This is a genomic window from Acetobacterium wieringae, assembly GCF_023700225.1.
Taxonomy (GTDB): Bacteria; Bacillota; Clostridia; order Eubacteriales; family Eubacteriaceae; genus Acetobacterium; species Acetobacterium wieringae.
The window spans coordinates 3230799-3247984 of the sequence record NZ_CP097897.1; the positions used below are offsets into that span (position 1 = coordinate 3230799).

At 45.4% G+C, this 17186-nt stretch carries 16 protein-coding genes, 1 pseudogene and 1 riboswitch; of the genes and pseudogenes, 4 read left to right on the top strand and 13 right to left on the bottom strand.

Annotated elements, in window-relative coordinates; all coding sequences use genetic code 11:
- Positions 1-110: 110 nt before the first annotated feature.
- From CHL1_RS15940 to CHL1_RS15950, 3 genes are read right to left on the bottom strand one after another with little or no spacing between them, the layout of a single operon-like run.
- Entirely contained in the window at positions 111-920 is an 810-nt protein-coding gene (locus CHL1_RS15940) for an aminotransferase class IV (RefSeq protein WP_250933999.1), read from the bottom strand.
- A gap of 1 nt (position 921) precedes the next feature.
- A complete protein-coding gene (pabB, locus tag CHL1_RS15945) occupies positions 922-2292 on the bottom strand; it encodes an aminodeoxychorismate synthase component I (protein ID WP_250934000.1) in 1371 nt (456 codons plus the stop codon).
- Positions 2286-2873 carry an anthranilate synthase component II gene (locus tag CHL1_RS15950; RefSeq protein WP_070370987.1) on the bottom strand — a complete coding sequence of 196 codons (588 nt, stop codon included), beginning with the start codon at positions 2871-2873 and terminating at the stop codon, positions 2286-2288. Before CHL1_RS15950 ends, pabB begins: the two co-directional genes overlap by 7 nt.
- A gap of 254 nt (positions 2874-3127) precedes the next feature.
- Positions 3128-3296, top strand: a riboswitch (cobalamin riboswitch).
- 115 nt (positions 3297-3411) lie between these two features.
- On the opposite strand from CHL1_RS15950, the gene CHL1_RS15955 reads away from it, so the two are divergent.
- Positions 3412-3945 (top strand): ECF transporter S component, encoded by a 534-nt coding sequence (locus CHL1_RS15955; RefSeq protein WP_084633582.1) that lies wholly within the window; start codon positions 3412-3414, stop codon positions 3943-3945.
- A 97-nt stretch (positions 3946-4042) separates the two neighbouring features.
- Positions 4043-4774 carry a hypothetical protein gene (locus CHL1_RS15960; protein WP_070370986.1) on the top strand — a complete coding sequence of 244 codons (732 nt, stop codon included), beginning with the start codon at positions 4043-4045 and terminating at the stop codon, positions 4772-4774.
- Positions 4775-4888: 114 nt separating this feature from the next.
- On the opposite strand, the gene CHL1_RS15965 is transcribed toward CHL1_RS15960, so the two are convergent.
- The 3 genes from CHL1_RS15965 to aroF form a co-directional block, all read right to left on the bottom strand.
- Positions 4889-5500: an FUSC family protein gene (locus tag CHL1_RS15965; protein ID WP_070370985.1), complete on the bottom strand. Its 612-nt coding sequence runs from the start codon at positions 5498-5500 to the stop codon at positions 4889-4891.
- A gap of 175 nt (positions 5501-5675) precedes the next feature.
- A complete protein-coding gene (locus CHL1_RS15970) occupies positions 5676-6569 on the bottom strand; it encodes a prephenate dehydrogenase (protein ID WP_250934001.1) in 894 nt (297 codons plus the stop codon).
- Positions 6569-7579 carry a 3-deoxy-7-phosphoheptulonate synthase gene (gene aroF, locus CHL1_RS15975; protein WP_070370983.1) on the bottom strand — a complete coding sequence of 337 codons (1011 nt, stop codon included), beginning with the start codon at positions 7577-7579 and terminating at the stop codon, positions 6569-6571. Before aroF ends, CHL1_RS15970 begins: the two co-directional genes overlap by 1 nt.
- Positions 7580-8175: 596 nt before the next feature.
- Between aroF and CHL1_RS15980 the strand changes: the two genes are divergently transcribed.
- Together CHL1_RS15980 and metA are read left to right on the top strand one after the other, a co-directional pair.
- Positions 8176-9459, top strand: a complete 1284-nt coding sequence (locus CHL1_RS15980; RefSeq protein WP_250934002.1) for an O-acetylhomoserine aminocarboxypropyltransferase/cysteine synthase family protein — start codon at positions 8176-8178, stop codon at positions 9457-9459.
- A gap of 29 nt (positions 9460-9488) precedes the next feature.
- Entirely contained in the window at positions 9489-10409 is a 921-nt protein-coding gene (metA, locus tag CHL1_RS15985; protein ID WP_250934003.1) for a homoserine O-acetyltransferase MetA, read from the top strand.
- A gap of 40 nt (positions 10410-10449) precedes the next feature.
- Here metA and CHL1_RS15990 read toward each other — a convergent pair whose 3' ends face one another.
- From CHL1_RS15990 to CHL1_RS16020, 7 genes and pseudogenes are all read right to left on the bottom strand, one after another.
- Positions 10450-10869, bottom strand: coding sequence for a hypothetical protein (locus tag CHL1_RS15990; RefSeq protein ID WP_070370980.1), 420 nt, complete (start codon positions 10867-10869; stop codon positions 10450-10452).
- Between the two features lie 316 nt (positions 10870-11185).
- Positions 11186-12472, bottom strand: coding sequence for an S-methyl-5-thioribose kinase (gene mtnK, locus CHL1_RS15995; protein WP_250934004.1), 1287 nt, complete (start codon positions 12470-12472; stop codon positions 11186-11188).
- Positions 12473-12580: 108 nt separating this feature from the next.
- Entirely contained in the window at positions 12581-13354 is a 774-nt protein-coding gene (locus tag CHL1_RS16000; protein ID WP_070370978.1) for an ABC transporter permease, read from the bottom strand.
- Positions 13354-13971 carry an ABC transporter ATP-binding protein gene (locus tag CHL1_RS16005; RefSeq protein WP_250934005.1) on the bottom strand — a complete coding sequence of 206 codons (618 nt, stop codon included), beginning with the start codon at positions 13969-13971 and terminating at the stop codon, positions 13354-13356. Before CHL1_RS16005 ends, CHL1_RS16000 begins: the two co-directional genes overlap by 1 nt.
- A gap of 43 nt (positions 13972-14014) precedes the next feature.
- Positions 14015-14839 carry a nitroreductase family protein gene (locus CHL1_RS16010; protein WP_250934006.1) on the bottom strand — a complete coding sequence of 275 codons (825 nt, stop codon included), beginning with the start codon at positions 14837-14839 and terminating at the stop codon, positions 14015-14017.
- 40 nt (positions 14840-14879) lie between these two features.
- Positions 14880-15710 carry an undecaprenyl-diphosphate phosphatase gene (locus tag CHL1_RS16015; RefSeq protein ID WP_070370975.1) on the bottom strand — a complete coding sequence of 277 codons (831 nt, stop codon included), beginning with the start codon at positions 15708-15710 and terminating at the stop codon, positions 14880-14882.
- A gap of 228 nt (positions 15711-15938) precedes the next feature.
- Positions 15939-17186: pseudogene (locus tag CHL1_RS16020) on the bottom strand (serpin family protein).

Below are 17186 nucleotides of genomic sequence, written 5' to 3' on the forward strand. Positions count from 1 at the left end.
CAAATTATTACGCTTTTTATCATCAACAAAAAGCCCTGCCACGAATTTTTCTCTCCATAGCAAGGCTGGTGCTTAATTTTGTTGATTAATAATTCAAACTATGCCACCTCTTAACGCTGCCCCCAGGCTTGTTGAAATAACCCATCGATCCGGGCCGTCAGGGTTTCTGGGCCAACCCCGTAACATCGTTTATCGAGCTGCTTCACCGGCATGATTTCCATCAGCGAATTGGTGATAAAAACTTCATCCGCTGCCAGCAAGCAATCACTGCTGTAGTACCCCTCTGCGATTGGGATCTGATTGGTTTTTAGCAAGTCAATTACCCGGTTGCGGACAATCCCGGCCAGCAGCCCGCAATCCCTTGCCGGGGTGCCGACTTGGCCGTTTTTGATTAAAAAGATATTGGTCATACACCCCTCAGCCAGATGGCCCTGGGTGTTATAAAAAACCGCTTCGCTAAAGCCTAGGGCTTTGGCTTCATTTAATATCAGCAGGTTCTCCAGATAATTGTTGGACTTAATACTCACTAACCGGGATTTTTCATTGCGGATCGTATCAGCGGTGCAAATTTTCACACCCTGCTCAAACATCCGACGGTCATAATGGTTTTCCCGGGCCGTGATCAGCAGGTTATCAGCGGTTAGTCCCTTACTGAGAGTAACCCTTAGGCCACCCCGAATCATCGCATTTTTGTCAATAATCTGCTGACACTCGCTTCGGATCTGATCAGGATGAATGGTCAACTTCAGGCCCAACACCAGGGCACTCTGTTTGAACCGTTCCATGTGATCCTCAAAGAAAACCAGCTTGCCCTGGGCCACGTTGATGGTTTCGAACACCCCATAGCCATAAAGAAAGCCCTGATCCAGCGGCATCTGCGGTTTTTTTAAAATTTCCCCGTTATAACTGACGTAGTCCATTTTAATACCGTTTCAATGCATCCATCAGGGCTCGCCCCTTATCAAAGGTTTCCTGATACTCGGACTCGTTGTCGGAATCCCAGACGATCCCGCCGCCAACCTGAAAATAGCCTTTGCCATCCTTGCAGACAATCGTGCGGATGACGATGTTCAGATCCAGATCACCGTTAAAACCAATATAGCCAATCGAACCGGTATAAATGTTTCGCTGGGTCGGCTCCAGTTCATCAATAATCTCCATCGCCCGAATCTTTGGTGCCCCGGTAATTGAACCGCCAGGGAAGGTCGCCTTAACACAGTCAATGGCATCCAATTCGTCCTTCAGTTCGGCCGTCACTGTGGAGACCAGGTGAAAAACGGTCTGATATTCTTCCAGCTTAAACAATTCCGGTACCTTGACGGTGCCGGTTTTGGCAATTTTACCGAGATCATTCCGTTCCAGATCGACAATCATCAATAGCTCGGCTTTGTCCTTTTCACTGTTGACCAGGGTCTCACGATTGGCCGCATCTTCTGCCGGAGTTTTGCCCCGGGGCATGGTGCCCTTGATCGGTCGGGTTTCAATGTTTTTTCCCTGAACCAGAATAAAACGCTCCGGCGAACTGGAGACAATCTGACCGACCCCAAAATCAATATAGCTGGCAAAGGGAGCCGGGTTGATTTTTCTAAGTTCACTGTATAATTCCAATGGGCTTAACTGTAAATCAGCATTAAAGCGCTGAGTCAGATTGGTCTGGTAAATATCTCCAGCTAAAATATATTCATGCACCGCATCCAGGGCTTTTAGATATTCCGGTTTGGTAAAATTACCCCGGAATTCCAGATTTTCATTGATTTTAAAGTCCGAACGAATGGCGACCTTGGGATCACCGGCAAATCGAGCGGCTAAGCGGCTGACAATATCGGCTTCGTTTTCTTCAATCCCCAGAGCCGCCGCATAGGTTTTTTCTTCTTTATGATCGATAATCACAATGCCATCGTAAAAGCCCATAAAACAATCCGGGACATTAACATCATCCACTGCCGTCCGGGGGAAGGCTTCCAGATGATGACAAAGATCATAGCCAAAATAACCGACCGCCCCGCCAATAAACGGAAACGGCGATGAATAATCCATTTTATACTGTTTTAATAGTTTTTGCAGTTCATCAAAAGGATCGCCAGTAACCGTTTTCGTCTCCGTCTTGGTTTTAATGGTGATGTCATTATCCTTGCTGGTAAAGACCAGCAGCGGATCCCCGCCGATAAATGAATAACGTCCCAAGCTGTCCGGGTCTCTCCCGCTGTCGAGGAAGAAACTGTAGGGCTCATCCTTAAATAAAAGATAGCTTTCAAAACTTGTTAGGTCGGTTTTTATTTCTTGTATTAGCATCGCACACCATTTTCTTTTGTCGCTTGAAAAAAGTTATCCAGTAATTCCATGCCCATTTCGGTGAGAATCGCTTCAGGATGAAACTGCACCCCTTCGATATGATAATCCTTATGGCGCATCCCCATAATCTCATTTTGATCGGTTCTGGCGGTAATCTCAAAAAAATCGGGAATATCCCGGTTTTCCACCACCAGAGAATGGTAGCGCGTCACCTTCAGGGGATTATTAAGACCGTCAAAGACTCCGACATTGTCATGGGCAATGGCATGAACCTTGCCATGCACTGGCTCCAGCGCTTTGGTAATCGTACAGCCAAAGGCCTGACCAATGATCTGATGTCCCAGACAAATTCCCAGAATCGGGATTTGTCCCTTAAAACGGTGAACCACATCCAGACAGATGCCGGATTCGTTGGGGGTACATGGCCCCGGCGATAAAACAATCATCGACGGTGCCATCGCAGCAATCTCGTCGAGAGTGATTTTATCATTTCTTTTTACGATCACCGTTTCATTGAGTCCCTCCAGATACTGGACTAAATTATAGGTGAAAGAATCATAGTTGTCGATCATTAGAATCAATTTTTATACCTCATAGTATTAATCATTTTGAGCTGTATTGTATCATACTCCAAGGGTTTTAGACAATGAATTATAGCTGGAATATTTGGCGATAATTTTCGGTTGGTCCGGTTTTTTCGGGTTTGATTTACACCAGAATTTACCCCCAATCCCGAAATTCTTAATTCCCGCTTTGCTTTTTTGCTTGTACTGATTATTAGTCCCGGTCAATTTTAATTTGACAAGCCAATCCCGGATATGCTATTATGCTTCCATGTAAATAAAGCTTTTTTGGTGCCTTGTAAAAGGAGAATAGGGAAACAGGTTAAAATCCTGTAGGGACCCACCACTGTATCGTTGGAGCACTTGTCATCACCACCTCACGGGAAGGGACAAGATGCGATGAAACGGACTCAGGAGACCTGCCAAAAATGATTCCATTTGGACGACGGTAAAGTTCACATCTGTATTGGATGTGGGCTTTTTTGTTTGGCACCGGAATCGGTTCGTCTTTTCTTTGGCCATCAAATGCTTTATAATAAAAATCAAGGAGTTCGTTATGAAAATCAACACCCGACAATTAGTTTTTATGGCACTTTTAATTGCCCTTTCTTTTGTAGGCGCCCAGTTAAAAGTTTTTGGCACCATTGCCTTTGATTCACTACCGGCTTTTTTAGGCACCCTGCTGATGGGCCCTGTGGCGGGCGCAATTATTGCGATTATTGGTCATCTTTTAACCGCCCTTACCTCGGGATTCCCGATGACCCTACCGGTTCACCTGGCCATTGGCCTGGGAATGGGGTTAATCATGGTAGCCACTTGGTATACTTATGTTTTTGTTAAAAAGGCCAGTAGCGAAATTGTCGCTCTGATTGTCAGCGTTATCGTTGCCGCCGTCTGTAACGGCCCGATCCTTTTGTTACTGTGTTCGCCGCTACTGATTCCAATGTTAACCTGGCCTGGAGTTATCGCAATGATGTTTCCCCTGGCGCTGGTCGGCGGCATCAACGCTCTGATTGCCGCTCTGATCTTTAAAGCCTTACCACTGTCAGTTAAAAATCAGGTCGCTTCGGTAACCTCAACCCAGGTTTAACTGGCTAGTGTTTACCCTACTGCCGCTATTACCAAATGACTCACCAAGCCCAGGACACTTTCACTATTAGCAAACCAATCCCCCAAAGGAGGATCTGATGAAAACTTATCAATATCGTGACCTGTCGGTCCTTGAGCTTCCCGATACCCTCCTGGTCACGGCCTGTGACAGCAGTGGTGGTGTCGGAGAGAAGCCCGGGGACGAATTGTGTGTTCCTACAAAATATATTTCGATTTTTGCCGCCCGGGTCTGTCTTTTTGAGCTGCTATCCTGCGGCACCGAGATTATCAGTCTTTCCAACACCATCGTCGGTGAAATGGAGCCCACTGGCGCTGCCCTGATCCAGGGAATTAAGGAAGAACTGGCGCGGGCTGGCATCGGGGAACTACCCATTAACGGTTCAACTGAAGAAAATTTCAAAACCTGTATGACCGGCTTTGGCATTTTTGTTGTGGGCATCGCCAAGCGATTACGAATCACCCCCTCTGCACCCGGGGATTTAGTGATCTGCATTGGCAAACCCAAATTCGGGGCCGCTCTTGTTCTCGAAGGTGATCCGGAAATCGCCGATTATCAGGATCTTAAAACCTTAACCGAAAATCCCGCTGTTAATGAGATTGTCCCCTGCGGCTCCAAGGGAATTTTATACGAAGCCACCAATCTTGCCGCCATTCATCAGTACCAATTTGAAGCGATGCCCAATAATCTGAATGTAGTGGATTCTGCCGGTCCGGCCACCACCGTAATTGCCAGTATCAAACCTTTTGCCTTACCCGAACTGGCGGCGGTCTTCAACGCAAAACTGACGGTAATCGGTCATCTTAAATAATTTTTTTTACTAAAAAAAGACCACCTGGTATTCGGGTGGTCTCTTTTTTAAGGGGAGGGGTAATTATATTTTAGTTTGTCCAGACGTCACAAAAATCCAGAATAAACGTAAAACCTATGGTTTGAATAGCATATACAAAAAACTTGATACTTTAAACTTCTGATGGTCATTACCCGGTTTTTCTGCCTCGGTGACCAGCTCTTTTTCTGTTTCTGATCCCTCATCAGCTGACTTTTCGTCGCATTCCGGAACCTTGATAAAACGATTGATTAAAAACGCCACAATGATCCCAAATGCTGTTTCCAGCAGCCTTAACATTGCCAGCATGTAGCTGCCAGCGTCCTGGGGATAGGTGGTCATGACACTGAGAAACATCACACAGGTAATAACAATGGCACCTGCTTTATGAAAATTATTACATAGATAGATCAGTAACATAATACCCAGCGGAATAATAGCCACATAGGCAAATTCATAAGGAATTAAGTTAGCGGCAAAAATGCCCAGCAGTCCCGCTGCTCCACCAAAGATGGTTCCCAATATCCGATTCCAACCAGTTTCGATGGAATTTTCAATGCTCGGCCCCATGGTAAGCACCGCTGCAATTGCAGCAAACAGTGGATTAAACTCCGGTCCCATTATTGCAAATACCACCACACAGATGAATACTGCCAGCACCGTTTTTATGTTTCTCATACCAAGGGATGGCAGATGACATAATTTCATGATCTTTTTGCTCCAATTATTTATTTAACTTTTACCCTCTTCGTTTTGTTCCCACTAAAAATTATGATTTCAAATGTTTCTTTACCTAGAGTATACTCCCATATTTAATTAAGTCAATAGCGTAATCATTTTCAGGCTGATGTAATAGTTTTCACAGCGCATCTCTTAAGCAAACTCACAGATTTTTTAAGCTTTTCGCCGCCCGAATCTCCCCCATGGCAATGCGTTTTTCCCGTACTGATTGAAGTCGATCAATCAATTCTTCCTTTTCATCCAAACGGATCATGTCTTTCATGGCAGCCAGGCTGGTCTCAAATTTCTCAATCTGATCAAGCAAATTTTTACGGTTGCACATAAACAATTCCGTCCACATGGGGGCATTGATCATGGCAATCCGGGTCAGATCACCAAAGCTGCCGCCCTCAAAATCAGTAATCGACAGATCATCATCACAATCAACCAGGGCCGCCGCAATCACATGGCAAAGCTGGGAGGTGAAGGCTATTTTCTGGTCGTGAATTTCGGTGGTGGTTTCAACAATATGATTAAAACCCAGATCCGTAACAATGTCCCGGATCAACCCAATATTCTCCGGCTGATTGGAGGGTAAGGGGGTCAAAATATAATTCCGGTTCTTAAAGATCCGATCATCGGCCCCGCCGAAGCCTTCTTTTTCACTGCCCGCCATCGGGTGTCCGGGAATATAATCGATATCTTTGCGCAATAGATTGCCGAGGTTTTTAAAGACCACTTCTTTGACCCCGATAATATCCGTGACAATCGCCCCCGGCTTGAAGTCTTCCATGTACAGGGCTAAAAAAGCCAGGGTGTCCATTGGGGTCAGGCAGATAAACACCAGATCGCATTGGGGCAGCATTTTTTGAAGCCCCGCTGAGTCCCAGACCCCTTGATCAATCACGCCCTGATCCAAGGCCTTTTTAATCACCGACGGGTTTAAATCATGAGCCCAGATTTCTCGGGGCCCCTGCTTCCTGAGTCCCATGGCCAAAGCCCCACCCATCAGACCCAGGCCGATAAAGCCAACGATGGAATCTTCACGTTTTTTCATTACATCACCTTGTTCTCAAATTCGGCGTATTTTTTGACCGTGATCATAATTTTATGGAATTGTTCCGGGGTAATCGACTGTTCGCCGTCACACAGGGCTTCTTCCGGATTGTTATGAACCTCAATCATCACCCCATCGGCACCGGCAGCGATGGCGGCCTTGGTCAATGCTTCAACCGTCCAGGACAGCCCGGTGGCATGACTGGGGTCAATAATAATCGGTAAGTGACTCTTTTGCTTGAGCACCGGAATACAGCTGATGTCCAGGGTATTTCGGGTGGCGGTTTCAAAGGTGCGAATGCCCCGTTCGCAGAGAATTACCTTATCATTGCCCTCCTTCATGATGTATTCAGCCGACATCAGGAATTCCTGCATCGTCGATGACATCCCCCGTTTAAGTAAGATCGGCTTGTCAATTTTTCCCAATTCCCGGAGCAAATCAAAATTCTGCATGTTTCTGGCACCTACCTGAATAATATCGACATCTTCAAAAGCTTGCAAATGCTCCAGCGACATCAGTTCGCTAACAATTGGCAATCCGGTTTCTTTTCTGGCGATCTTAAGTAACTCCAATCCTTCATATCCCAAGCCCTGAAACGCATAGGGTGAGGTTCGTGGCTTGAAAGCTCCGCCCCGCAAAAAGGTTGCTCCGGAAGCTTTGACACTTCTGGCAATCGCTACAACCTGTTCTTCGCTCTCCACCGAACAGGGGCCAGCCATCACACTGATTGTCCCTTCACCGATTTTTCGGCCCTTGACGTTAATGATGGTATCATCGGGATGAAAGAGACGATTGGCTTTTTTATAGGGTTCCTGAACTCTAAGTACATTTTCTACAATACGGTTTGAACGGATTTTTTCCACATCTGCCAAGGTTGTATCCCCTACTATTCCTAGAATGGTGTGATCCACACCTTTTGAGTAATGAATGTTTAATCCCTGTGTTTCAATCATCTTGATTAACCTCTGAATATCTTCTTCTTTGGTGTTGGGTTTAACAACTATTATCATTTTCTTCCTCCATTAATTTACGAACTGATCACTCGGCCCCATTTTTATCTTCTGTGCACCGAAGACCACCAGAAAGCGCCTTACTGATTTCTGGTGATTCGCAGTCAGCATCCAAATTGCCAGCATGATCTTTGGCCTTTGACTTGCGAAAAAAAAGGAGACTTCCTAAGAAGCCTCCTAAAAATCAACTTTTATTCAATACACCGGTATCGCTAAAAATTTCTCATGGGTTGGGATTCTCAAAGGAACTTAATTGATTGTACGCAAAATAACCAAAGCTAAAAAACCAATAGCTTTGGGTGTTAACGTAATAATATTCATTTAAGTTTCTTCTTAACTCTGCCATGATATTCCTCTCAGGACACCTTACAACAAAGAAAATGAACTTTTCCACAACCTTGTTGACCTGTAACGTGTATTTTGGTTTATTATAGACCTAATTTTTATCAATGTCAAATAAATAGTGATTAAAAACGTGTTAATTTTTCATTCTTTGCTTTACATATTGACAAGATCTGGTTATTTATGTTATATTGCTTATAATTCCTACTGGAATGATATGTAATTTATTAATAATGATATAAGGAGATACGATTATGAAGGATACCCGAAAATTTGAAACGCTCCAACTCCATGGCGGTCAAAGCCCTGATCCCACCACCCATGCGGTGGCGGTTCCCATTTATCAGACCACCTCTTATGTTTTTGACAACAGCGAACACGCCCAAAGGCTATTTGGCCTGGAAGAACCGGGCAATATTTATACCCGGATTATGAATCCCACCACCAGTGTTCTAGAAGAACGGATGGCGCTTTTAGAAGGCGGCGTCGGTGCCCTGGCCTTTGCTTCCGGCTCGGCAGCCATTACTGCCACCATTCTCAATATCGCCGGTAGCGGAGATGAACTGGTGGCCGCATCCACCCTTTATGGTGGTACCTACAATCTCTTAAGCGCCACCCTGCCCCGGCTCGGCATTACAACGACCTTTGTTAACCCGGATGACCCTGAGAATTTCCGCACTGCCATCAATGAAAATACTAAGGCCATCTATATCGAATCACTGGGGAATCCGGCTATTAATATTGTTGATGTCAAAGCCGTGGCCCAAATCGCCCACGATAACGGGTTGCCACTGATTGTTGACAACACCTTTGCCACCCCCTACTTATTTAGGCCACTGAATTTTGGTGCCGACATCGTAGTTTATTCGGCTACCAAATTTATCGGCGGACACGGCACCACCATCGGCGGCATCATCGTTGACGGCGGCAGCTTTGACTGGGCTGGCAGCGTACCGCTTCCCGCTGTTTACCACCCCGATGCCAGCTATCACGGCATTACCTACGCCACCGACATTGGTGCCGCAGCCTTTATTGTCAAAGCCCGGGTTCAGTTGCTCCGGGATACCGGTGCCTGCATCAGTCCCTTTAATGCCTTTCTACTGTTACAGGGTCTGGAAACCCTGTCGTTGCGCCTGGATCGGCATCTTGAAAACACTCAGAAAGTGGTCTCTTACTTGACCAACCACCCTCAGGTTTCCTGGGTTAACTATCCGTCACTTTCTGATAATCCATATAAGTCTCTTTCTGACGAATACTTTAAAAAAGGCCCTGGTTCGATCTTCACCTTTGGCATCAAAGGCGGCATCGCCGCCGCCCGTAAATTTATTGACAGCCTGACCCTGTTTACCCATCTGGCCAACGTTGCCGATGCCAAATCGCTGGTGATTCATCCCGCCACCACCACGCATCAGCAATTGTCTGGTGATGACCTGATTGCTGCCGGTGTTACTGAAGATATGATCCGATTGTCGATTGGACTGGAACACAGTGACGACATTCTGGCTGATCTCGATCAGGCCTTTTCTCAGGCGCTTTAGTTTTTAATCAATCACCCGGAGGTGAACCAATGCCGATAAAAATACCCACTAATCTGCCCGCCAGTCAGATTCTGACCAATGAAAACATCTTTGTGATGGATGCTGACCGGGCCAGTCATCAGGATATCCGGCCCTTAAAAATTGCCATTCTCAATCTGATGCCGACTAAAATCACCACTGAAACCCAGCTGTTGCGGCTTTTAGGAAATACACCGCTGCAAATTGAGGTAACCCTACTGCAAACAAAAACCTATGAAAGTAAAAACACCCCGTCCGAACATCTAGGCTCTTTCTATTGTTATTTTGAAGATATCAAAGCGCAACGGTTTGATGGCCTGATTATTACCGGCGCCCCGATTGAAACCCTGGAATTTGAAGCGGTAGACTACTGGGACGAGCTCACCGAGATTATGGACTGGAGCAAAACCAATGTCTTTTCCACCCTGCATATCTGTTGGGGTGCCCAGGCCGGACTCTATTATCATTATGGAATTGAGAAGTATTTGTTGCCCGAAAAAGCCTTTGGTGTTTTTGAACACCACCTGGAACAGGCCTATGTCAAACTCTTTCGGGGCTTTGACGATACCTTCTATGTGCCCCATTCCCGACACACCGGAATCCGCCGGGAACTACTTGAGGCCCATCCCGATCTGGAAATCATGGCGGCATCCCCTGAATCCGGGGTCTATATTGTCATGGCCCAAAACGGTCGCCAGATTTTTGTCACCGGCCACAGCGAATACGACCCCCTAACCCTAAAGGGTGAATATGACCGTGATGTTTCCCAGGGTAAACCAATCAATATTCCCATCAACTACTACCCCAATGACGACCCGACTCAGCCACCGGTGGTGCGCTGGCGGGGCCATGCCAACCTGCTGTTTAGCAACTGGCTGAATTATTATGTTTATCAGGAAACGCCGTTTGAATTATCTAACGCAGCCTTTTAAGGGCATTATAAAAGCGCAGGCGACCTGCGCTTTTATTTTTTTACTTAACCGTAAATTCAGTAACCGTATCGGGATCTTCCCGGTCATCAATATAAATTTCAACGGCATAGTTGCCTGGTGTGGTAACCAGCTCAGCTGGCAGAATGCCCCACAGCGGTGCATCACTGACATCACCGTTATTGATGGTCACAGAATCGACTACCTGATCTTCCAGATACCAGATAAAGGTAATATCGGTATCATCCGGGGCGTTGTGGAGTTCCGCTGCTACATAAACGTCGGTATTGACTGGAAATGAAGTGACTTCATCAATCGGCAATGAACTGTCATCTACCCCGGTTGTCATCACTGCATTGCTGACGTTGGCTGATGTTGCGCTGCAGCTGGCCCCCATCAAAAGAACCGAAACCATCATAATCGTTATGGCCACAAGATAAAGTGTTAATTTATTTTTTTTCATGACTTTTTCCTCCTGAATGATAATTTTACGCGAATAGCTGGAATCCCCTTTCTGCCTGTTATCCTAAATTCTTAACTGCAGCTTGACCGGCTAATTTACTTGCAACCGATTTCAGACATGCTTTCAGTTACTCATCCGGCTTTTTATAACCCCTTGTTTCTTTTAGCCCTCCTTTTTTATAAAAAAGATTTCCGTTCGTTCCAACCTATTTTCGTATTCTTATTCTACCACATTTCCGTAAAAATAAACATTCCCCTGCCGACATTTCAGCAAACAAAAAACTCAAGCCAAAAATCGCTTGAGTTTATGATTCCTTCTAATTTGCCTGGCCGCTTTTACTGCGGTTCTTTAACGCCTTCATCACATCAAAATAGCGGTAGGTTATGGTTTCGATTAAGGAAATGATGTCTTCTACCGATTCCATTTCTTCCCGTTTCATAACCAACGCATCAGCAATCAGCAACGACAGACGTCTTGCACAGTTGCGGCTGACCGGGTTTTTAATCACATCAAAATCCGGCAGTGGCACAATGTTACCGACCCGACTGATAATCTGGCAACCAGCGAAACCGCAGACCTCTTTGATGTAGGTACGTAACAGCTCATCGCGATATTCGGTATACTCACGATACATTGGTTTAGCATCCTGATCCCAGCTTGCACAGTAAACCCGCTGATACTCGCTGATGAAATCGCGGATGTAGCCCAGTATTTCCTGACGATAGGCTTTCCGAGACGATTTGGTTCCTTCATCATGGTGGAACCAGGCAATATATTCATAGATCAGGTTCCCCAACAGATAGCCGCTATCAGATGAGGACGGCCCCATGAAGGGATATTCCATGTCAATGATCTTCATTTCATTTTCGTCAATCATAATGTTGGAGGTATGCAGATCGCCATGCACCAGACACTCACTCTTTTTCATGAAAATGCCCCGCAGCTTCAGGAGCTCAACCCGCAATTCCCGTTTTTCCCAGAGCAGATCACTCATCACCAGATGATTGGGATCTCCCGGCGGTAAATCGACTTCCCCCTCAATAAAAGATTCCCGCAGGAACAAAATGGTTTCCATAATCACCCGCATTTCCGGGTTCATAAATTTACATGCCAGTACCTTGTGGGCAACCTGATCCAGATAGATCTCAGAGGTATAAAAATTCGATTTGGCCAAAAATTCACCCATCTGTTGGGGGAATTTAGGAAACCGTTTCCCCTTGGTCAATTCAAAACGCATAATTTTCAGGCGTCCGCAGTCTTCATAAATAAAAAGATTATTGTCTGGATCAAGGTGATACATTTCCGGCAGATATTCCGGAGTGATAGCCGTTCTTAACTTGATCATTTCCGATTCCAGCTGGTTGCGCTTGGCCGTCAGCGGAGCCCCTTCGCCAAATAGTTTCAGGTAAGGTTTGGCCTGTTTAAGAATAACCGATCGCCCGCTTTCATCCCATACCCGATAGATGTGATTGACAAAACCATCGCCGTCGTCTTCGCCGCCGCCAACTTCATAAACTTCAAGTTTGGCCGCAGCTGGAAAAATATCCGTATTTACTTTGATGTATTCAATGACGGTACTGGGTGTTAAATCTTTATAGGACATCTGCTACCTCGCATTTTTAAACGAATTCAATATTCTATAGTTTACCACGTTGCGAGGGCGAAATAAATGAACTAATTATTTGACTAATGGGAATTTTTTGCATCGATTCTACCGGATTAACCGATCATAGTCATCAAAGGCCTGCTTCCGGGTTAATAAAATCGAGAAATGAATGCCGAAATAACGGGAAATCAGAATCGCACCCATGATCACAATCTGGTAGACAATGGCTGTCATCGGCATCGAACCGCCAAGAATCTGGCCCGTCATCATGCCGGGCAGGGATACCAGACCAATAGTTTCGGTGGAAGCAATGATGGGGTTCATACAGGCAATGACGGCTTCTTTATACCAGGGCAGGGTGGCTTCCCACTGATTGGCGGCTAAAGCCAGCCGATACTGATAGAGTCGTTCATTTTGCCTTAAGCCATTGTAAAAAGTATTGATGCCGATAATGTTGCCGCTGAGGCTGTTGCCCAGCAGCATTCCCATCAGGGGAATATAATACTGGGCGTCAAAGATGTTGTCCAGGCCGATGACAAATTGATTGATAAAGAGAATCATCCCCAGGTTGGGCAGACCAAAGCCGATGACAATCGGTAATAACTGTTTTTTGACGGTTAATCCACAGGTTTTAACGGTGGATAAACCGGCCGCCCCAATCATAAATAAAACATAAGCCGAGTTTACCCAGAGGTTGTTGAACAAGAAGATGTACTGCAGAAAAAAGCCCACCAGCACCAGCTGGATGGTCATCCGGAAGAGGGCATAAATCGTCCGTTTATTAAGGCCGATTCCCAGTTTAAAATTGATAATGGCCATCGGCAGCACAAAAATCAGCAGATAAAAAGGGGTATAAAAGGGTATTTCCTGAACGCCCATTACCAGCTCACCTCCCGGAGTCTCTGATTTTTATAAATATCGTCGTGGGAGACCACTAAAATGGTTTTGTCGTAGCTTAAAAGCAGCTCCACCATTTTTTTCTTCAGCTCCTGATCCAGACCGGTGGTAATTTCATCAAGAATCCAGATCTCCCGATCCAGCAGAATCCCCAGAACCAGGGCCAGCCGTTGCCGTTCGCCGCCGGAAAGAGCATCGATGTTTTTCTCGAGGGTATCTTCCGGCAGGGACATGGTTTTAAGCCAGTCCCGTAAAACCGTTTCCTGATAACTTAAATGACGGTTGACCGGAAAATTAAAAACGCTCGCGAAAACTTCACTGACTATTCCCCTGGGAATATCAGCATCCTGACTCACATAAGCAACTTTGCGGCGAATGTCATTAACCGTTTTCCCGGTCAGCCGCATCCCGTCAACCAGGATTTCCCCGGCTTCCGGTACCACAAAACCCAGCAGCATTTTAACCAGACTGGTCTTGCCCCGGCCGGACGGCGCACAGAGCAGAACCTTTTCCTGACGCTCAATTTCCAGATTAAAACCGGAAAAGATCGTCCGCTGATCATAGTTTAAGAAAATATTCCGAAATTCCAGATAGGCCATCTTTTACCTCATTTTAAACGCTGTTTCACTCCGGCTGATCGCCTTATCGCCAGGATACTACCGGCTTCTTTCGGGGCACGGTGCGCTGATAAGAGACCTTGGGATAGCCCATCACCTGACAGGCAATCACTTGTTTGTTGGTCTCTTCAAGCCCCAGAAAACGTCTTATTTTTTCGCTGTTGGCCGCAGCCCGGACAAAAAAGCCACTGTAGAACATTCCCAGTCCTTGGGCATGGGTCATCAGTTCCATCGACGATGCAGCCAGGCCACCATCAATGGGTGATTCCGAGACGATAATCACAACGGCTTGGGCATTAAAAAACAAATCGGTGGTTTTTTGCGGATTTGCCAGATAGCCTTCATACATCTGCAGCCACCGCTCCGCATAATAGGCAATCAGCGGTGGGGTCTTTTCCCTATCGGCCAGCAGCACTTTTCCCAGATTGTTAAGGCTTTCCAGGGCCAGTCCGGTCAACTCTGAAAGTTGATCCTGAACCACCACAAAAGACACCGGCTGACGGTTTCCGCCAGTTGGGGTAAATCGGCCAGCCTCAATAATCGCCTCCAGTTTTTCTTTTTCGATGGGCTGATCAGTAAACTGTCGAACCGACCGTCTGAATTTAATAAAATTCAGCAGTTTTTCCGGTTCAATATCAAAACTTGTAGCGTCGTATTCCTTCACTTCGTTCATATCGTAGTCGGTGATGCTGACGGCATTTACCGGACAGATGGCGATACAATGGCCGCATTTAATACAGGTTTTGTTAAGGACTATGGCCTTGTACGCTTCAATCACCAGATCCCGGGTAAAGCAATCTTCAACACATGCGCCACAACCAATACATTTTTCCTGATCAATCTTAATCATTTTTTCTTCCTTTCAACATCAAATGCCATTTCAAATTATCCTAATTACCGGTGATAAAGAAATAGAACAACACGATGACACCCAGTACAATGCGGTACCAGCCGAAAATTTTAAAATCATGCTTTTTAATATAGGTCATCAGAAATTTAATGGCCAATATGGAAGTAATAAAGGCCGAGATCATTCCTACTAATAATATTACCACTTCCCAAAGGGTAAAGGCAAAACCAAATTTAATCAGTTTTAATAAACTGATCCCGAACATGACCGGAACGGCCATAAAAAAGGTAAATTCGGCAGCCACCGTTCGGGATGTCCCCAAAATCATCCCCCCCAGAATGGTTACCCCGGATCGAGATGTCCCCGGTACAATCGATAAAGCCTGAAAGGCACCAATCTGCAGGGCCCGTTTATAACTGAGTTCCGATAACTTGACAATCTCCGGTTTACGCTTTTTGTTGTAATTTTCAATCACAATAAAAAGAATCCCATAGAGAATCAGCATCGCTGCCACAACGATTGAATTCATAAAATAGGTATCGAAGAGACTATCCAGCAGCAAATAGGCCAGGATTCCCGGAATACAAGCCACCGCAATTTTTGACCAGAGGATGACCGTGTTTTTACGGATCATTATTTTTTTATCTTTAAATGAAAACGGCACCAGTTTATGCCAATAGATATAAACCACTGCCAGAATGGCGCCCAACTGAACGACGTATAAAAACATTTCAATGAACGGGTCGGACATATTCAGTTTTATAAAATCATCCACTAATATCATATGCCCAGTGCTGCTGATTGGCAGCCACTCGGTTACACCTTCCACAATCCCCAGAAAGATTGCCTTTAAAATTTCTACAAACCCCATTTTTTCCTCTCTCTTGCCTGTAATTTTAAGTCGCTTTGTCTCGAAGACCGATCCGATTGCGATCACATCTCCTTGAAACAAAAAATAAACTCATATCATTTAGTTTACTTTTTTATGCCCGAAATTACAATGTTTTTATGGAATAATGCTGAAAACAGACCGGAATCTTAAATAAAACCAAAGAAAAAAAACCGGTGCTATCAGTCATAATAACACCGGAATTAATTATTATTTACTTGGGTCAAACACCGTTCCCATAAAAACAATGGCTCCGGTTTTGCTGTCCTGAATGACATAGAAAAATGGTCGGTCGAATTTAAGTTCAAAATCATAGGCAGGCATGCTGGTAACGCTGATTTCCACCGATGTCACGGCGGCGGCTTCGGTACCGGCCTCATCTACCTGAACAAAGGTCTTGTGCTTAACATCGCTGATATAAATATCAGCTGCGGTGTCGGTTGCTGCCATTCCCGAAAAATCCGCTTTTCCCGGTTGGAAAGCAACTCCCATCCCCAGATCCGTTAAGGCCTGGTTCAATGAATTTTCATATTCCAAAGTAAACCTCGGCAGCATCAGGCTGCCCTCTTTTTTTCAAAAAAGACTCATCCAGTTTGACCAGTTATCCTGATTGAGCTGCTGCTGGAAGTCACTCAGGCTGGAATCTTCGTTGGGTAAAAATAACACCATGGCCATCTGCTCATTTTCACCATAGGGAAGCCGCAAGGCCTGAAAACTGGCTGTTTTTAAATAGTCAAAGGAACCGGTCTGGTACATTGTCGGCACCGTCACGCTCTGTCCATCAGCCAGAGTAAAACTCTGATCGCTGGTAAGATCCTTTTCAAAAGGACTGCTCCAGGCTCCTTTAAAATAGACGGCATTTATCAAAAACATGATCGTTTCCGGGTCAATGGGCGGGGTAACAATCTGATCAATATTGCCCTGAGTTTCATCTTTAACCCATTTGTTAATGACATCGGCCGACTTGGGATCAGCAAAATCCAATTTTTGGGCATCCGCCTGATAATCTTGCTTCACGGTTTTGACAAACGCTTCTGAAAATTTAAAGTCTTCCCTCATCCAGATCGAATTGGCAATATTTAAGGTCAGCTTGGGGTCTGTCGAGGTTAAAAAATACAACAGGGCCTGATTGTTTTCGTTTAGACGGTCACCATCAATGCCCTGAATATTTAAGGCTTTTGCCATCGCCTCCCGGGTTTCTCCGGTTGCGCCATTATAGGCCATTTCCATGGCCAGGGAGATGCCAACAGGTGAGATCATGCTGTTTTTCTTTTCCGTTGCCAGCTTTTTATAGAGATTGAATCCAAAGTCATTGGTCTTTTCAACCAAGGATGTGTCAAACGAATTCAACACCTCTGTCGATGGTTTTGATATCTCGTTTTTTTTGCAACCAGAGCCCATAAATAACAGAGCCGCCATTCCAAACACGCCCATCAGTATTAGCAGTTTTCGTTTCAT

Bases quoted from the DNA above. Each gene is read 5' to 3' on its own strand.
- CHL1_RS15940 (WP_250933999.1), bottom strand. From the start codon at position 920: ATGGACTACGTCAGTTATAACGGGGAAATTTTAAAAAAACCGCAGATG.
- pabB (WP_250934000.1), bottom strand. From the start codon at position 2,292: ATGCTAATACAAGAAATAAAAACCGACCTAACAAGTTTTGAAAGCTAT.
- CHL1_RS15955 (WP_084633582.1), top strand. From the start codon at position 3,412: ATGAAAATCAACACCCGACAATTAGTTTTTATGGCACTTTTAATTGCC.
- CHL1_RS15960 (WP_070370986.1), top strand. From the start codon at position 4,043: ATGAAAACTTATCAATATCGTGACCTGTCGGTCCTTGAGCTTCCCGAT.
- CHL1_RS15965 (WP_070370985.1), bottom strand. From the start codon at position 5,500: ATGAAATTATGTCATCTGCCATCCCTTGGTATGAGAAACATAAAAACG.
- CHL1_RS15970 (WP_250934001.1), bottom strand. From the start codon at position 6,569: ATGAAAAAACGTGAAGATTCCATCGTTGGCTTTATCGGCCTGGGTCTG.
- aroF (WP_070370983.1), bottom strand. From the start codon at position 7,579: ATGATAATAGTTGTTAAACCCAACACCAAAGAAGAAGATATTCAGAGG.
- CHL1_RS15980 (WP_250934002.1), top strand. From the start codon at position 8,176: ATGAAGGATACCCGAAAATTTGAAACGCTCCAACTCCATGGCGGTCAA.
- metA (WP_250934003.1), top strand. From the start codon at position 9,489: ATGCCGATAAAAATACCCACTAATCTGCCCGCCAGTCAGATTCTGACC.
- CHL1_RS15990 (WP_070370980.1), bottom strand. From the start codon at position 10,869: ATGAAAAAAAATAAATTAACACTTTATCTTGTGGCCATAACGATTATG.
- mtnK (WP_250934004.1), bottom strand. From the start codon at position 12,472: ATGTCCTATAAAGATTTAACACCCAGTACCGTCATTGAATACATCAAA.
- CHL1_RS16000 (WP_070370978.1), bottom strand. From the start codon at position 13,354: ATGGGCGTTCAGGAAATACCCTTTTATACCCCTTTTTATCTGCTGATT.
- CHL1_RS16005 (WP_250934005.1), bottom strand. From the start codon at position 13,971: ATGGCCTATCTGGAATTTCGGAATATTTTCTTAAACTATGATCAGCGG.
- CHL1_RS16010 (WP_250934006.1), bottom strand. From the start codon at position 14,839: ATGATTAAGATTGATCAGGAAAAATGTATTGGTTGTGGCGCATGTGTT.
- CHL1_RS16015 (WP_070370975.1), bottom strand. From the start codon at position 15,710: ATGGGGTTTGTAGAAATTTTAAAGGCAATCTTTCTGGGGATTGTGGAA.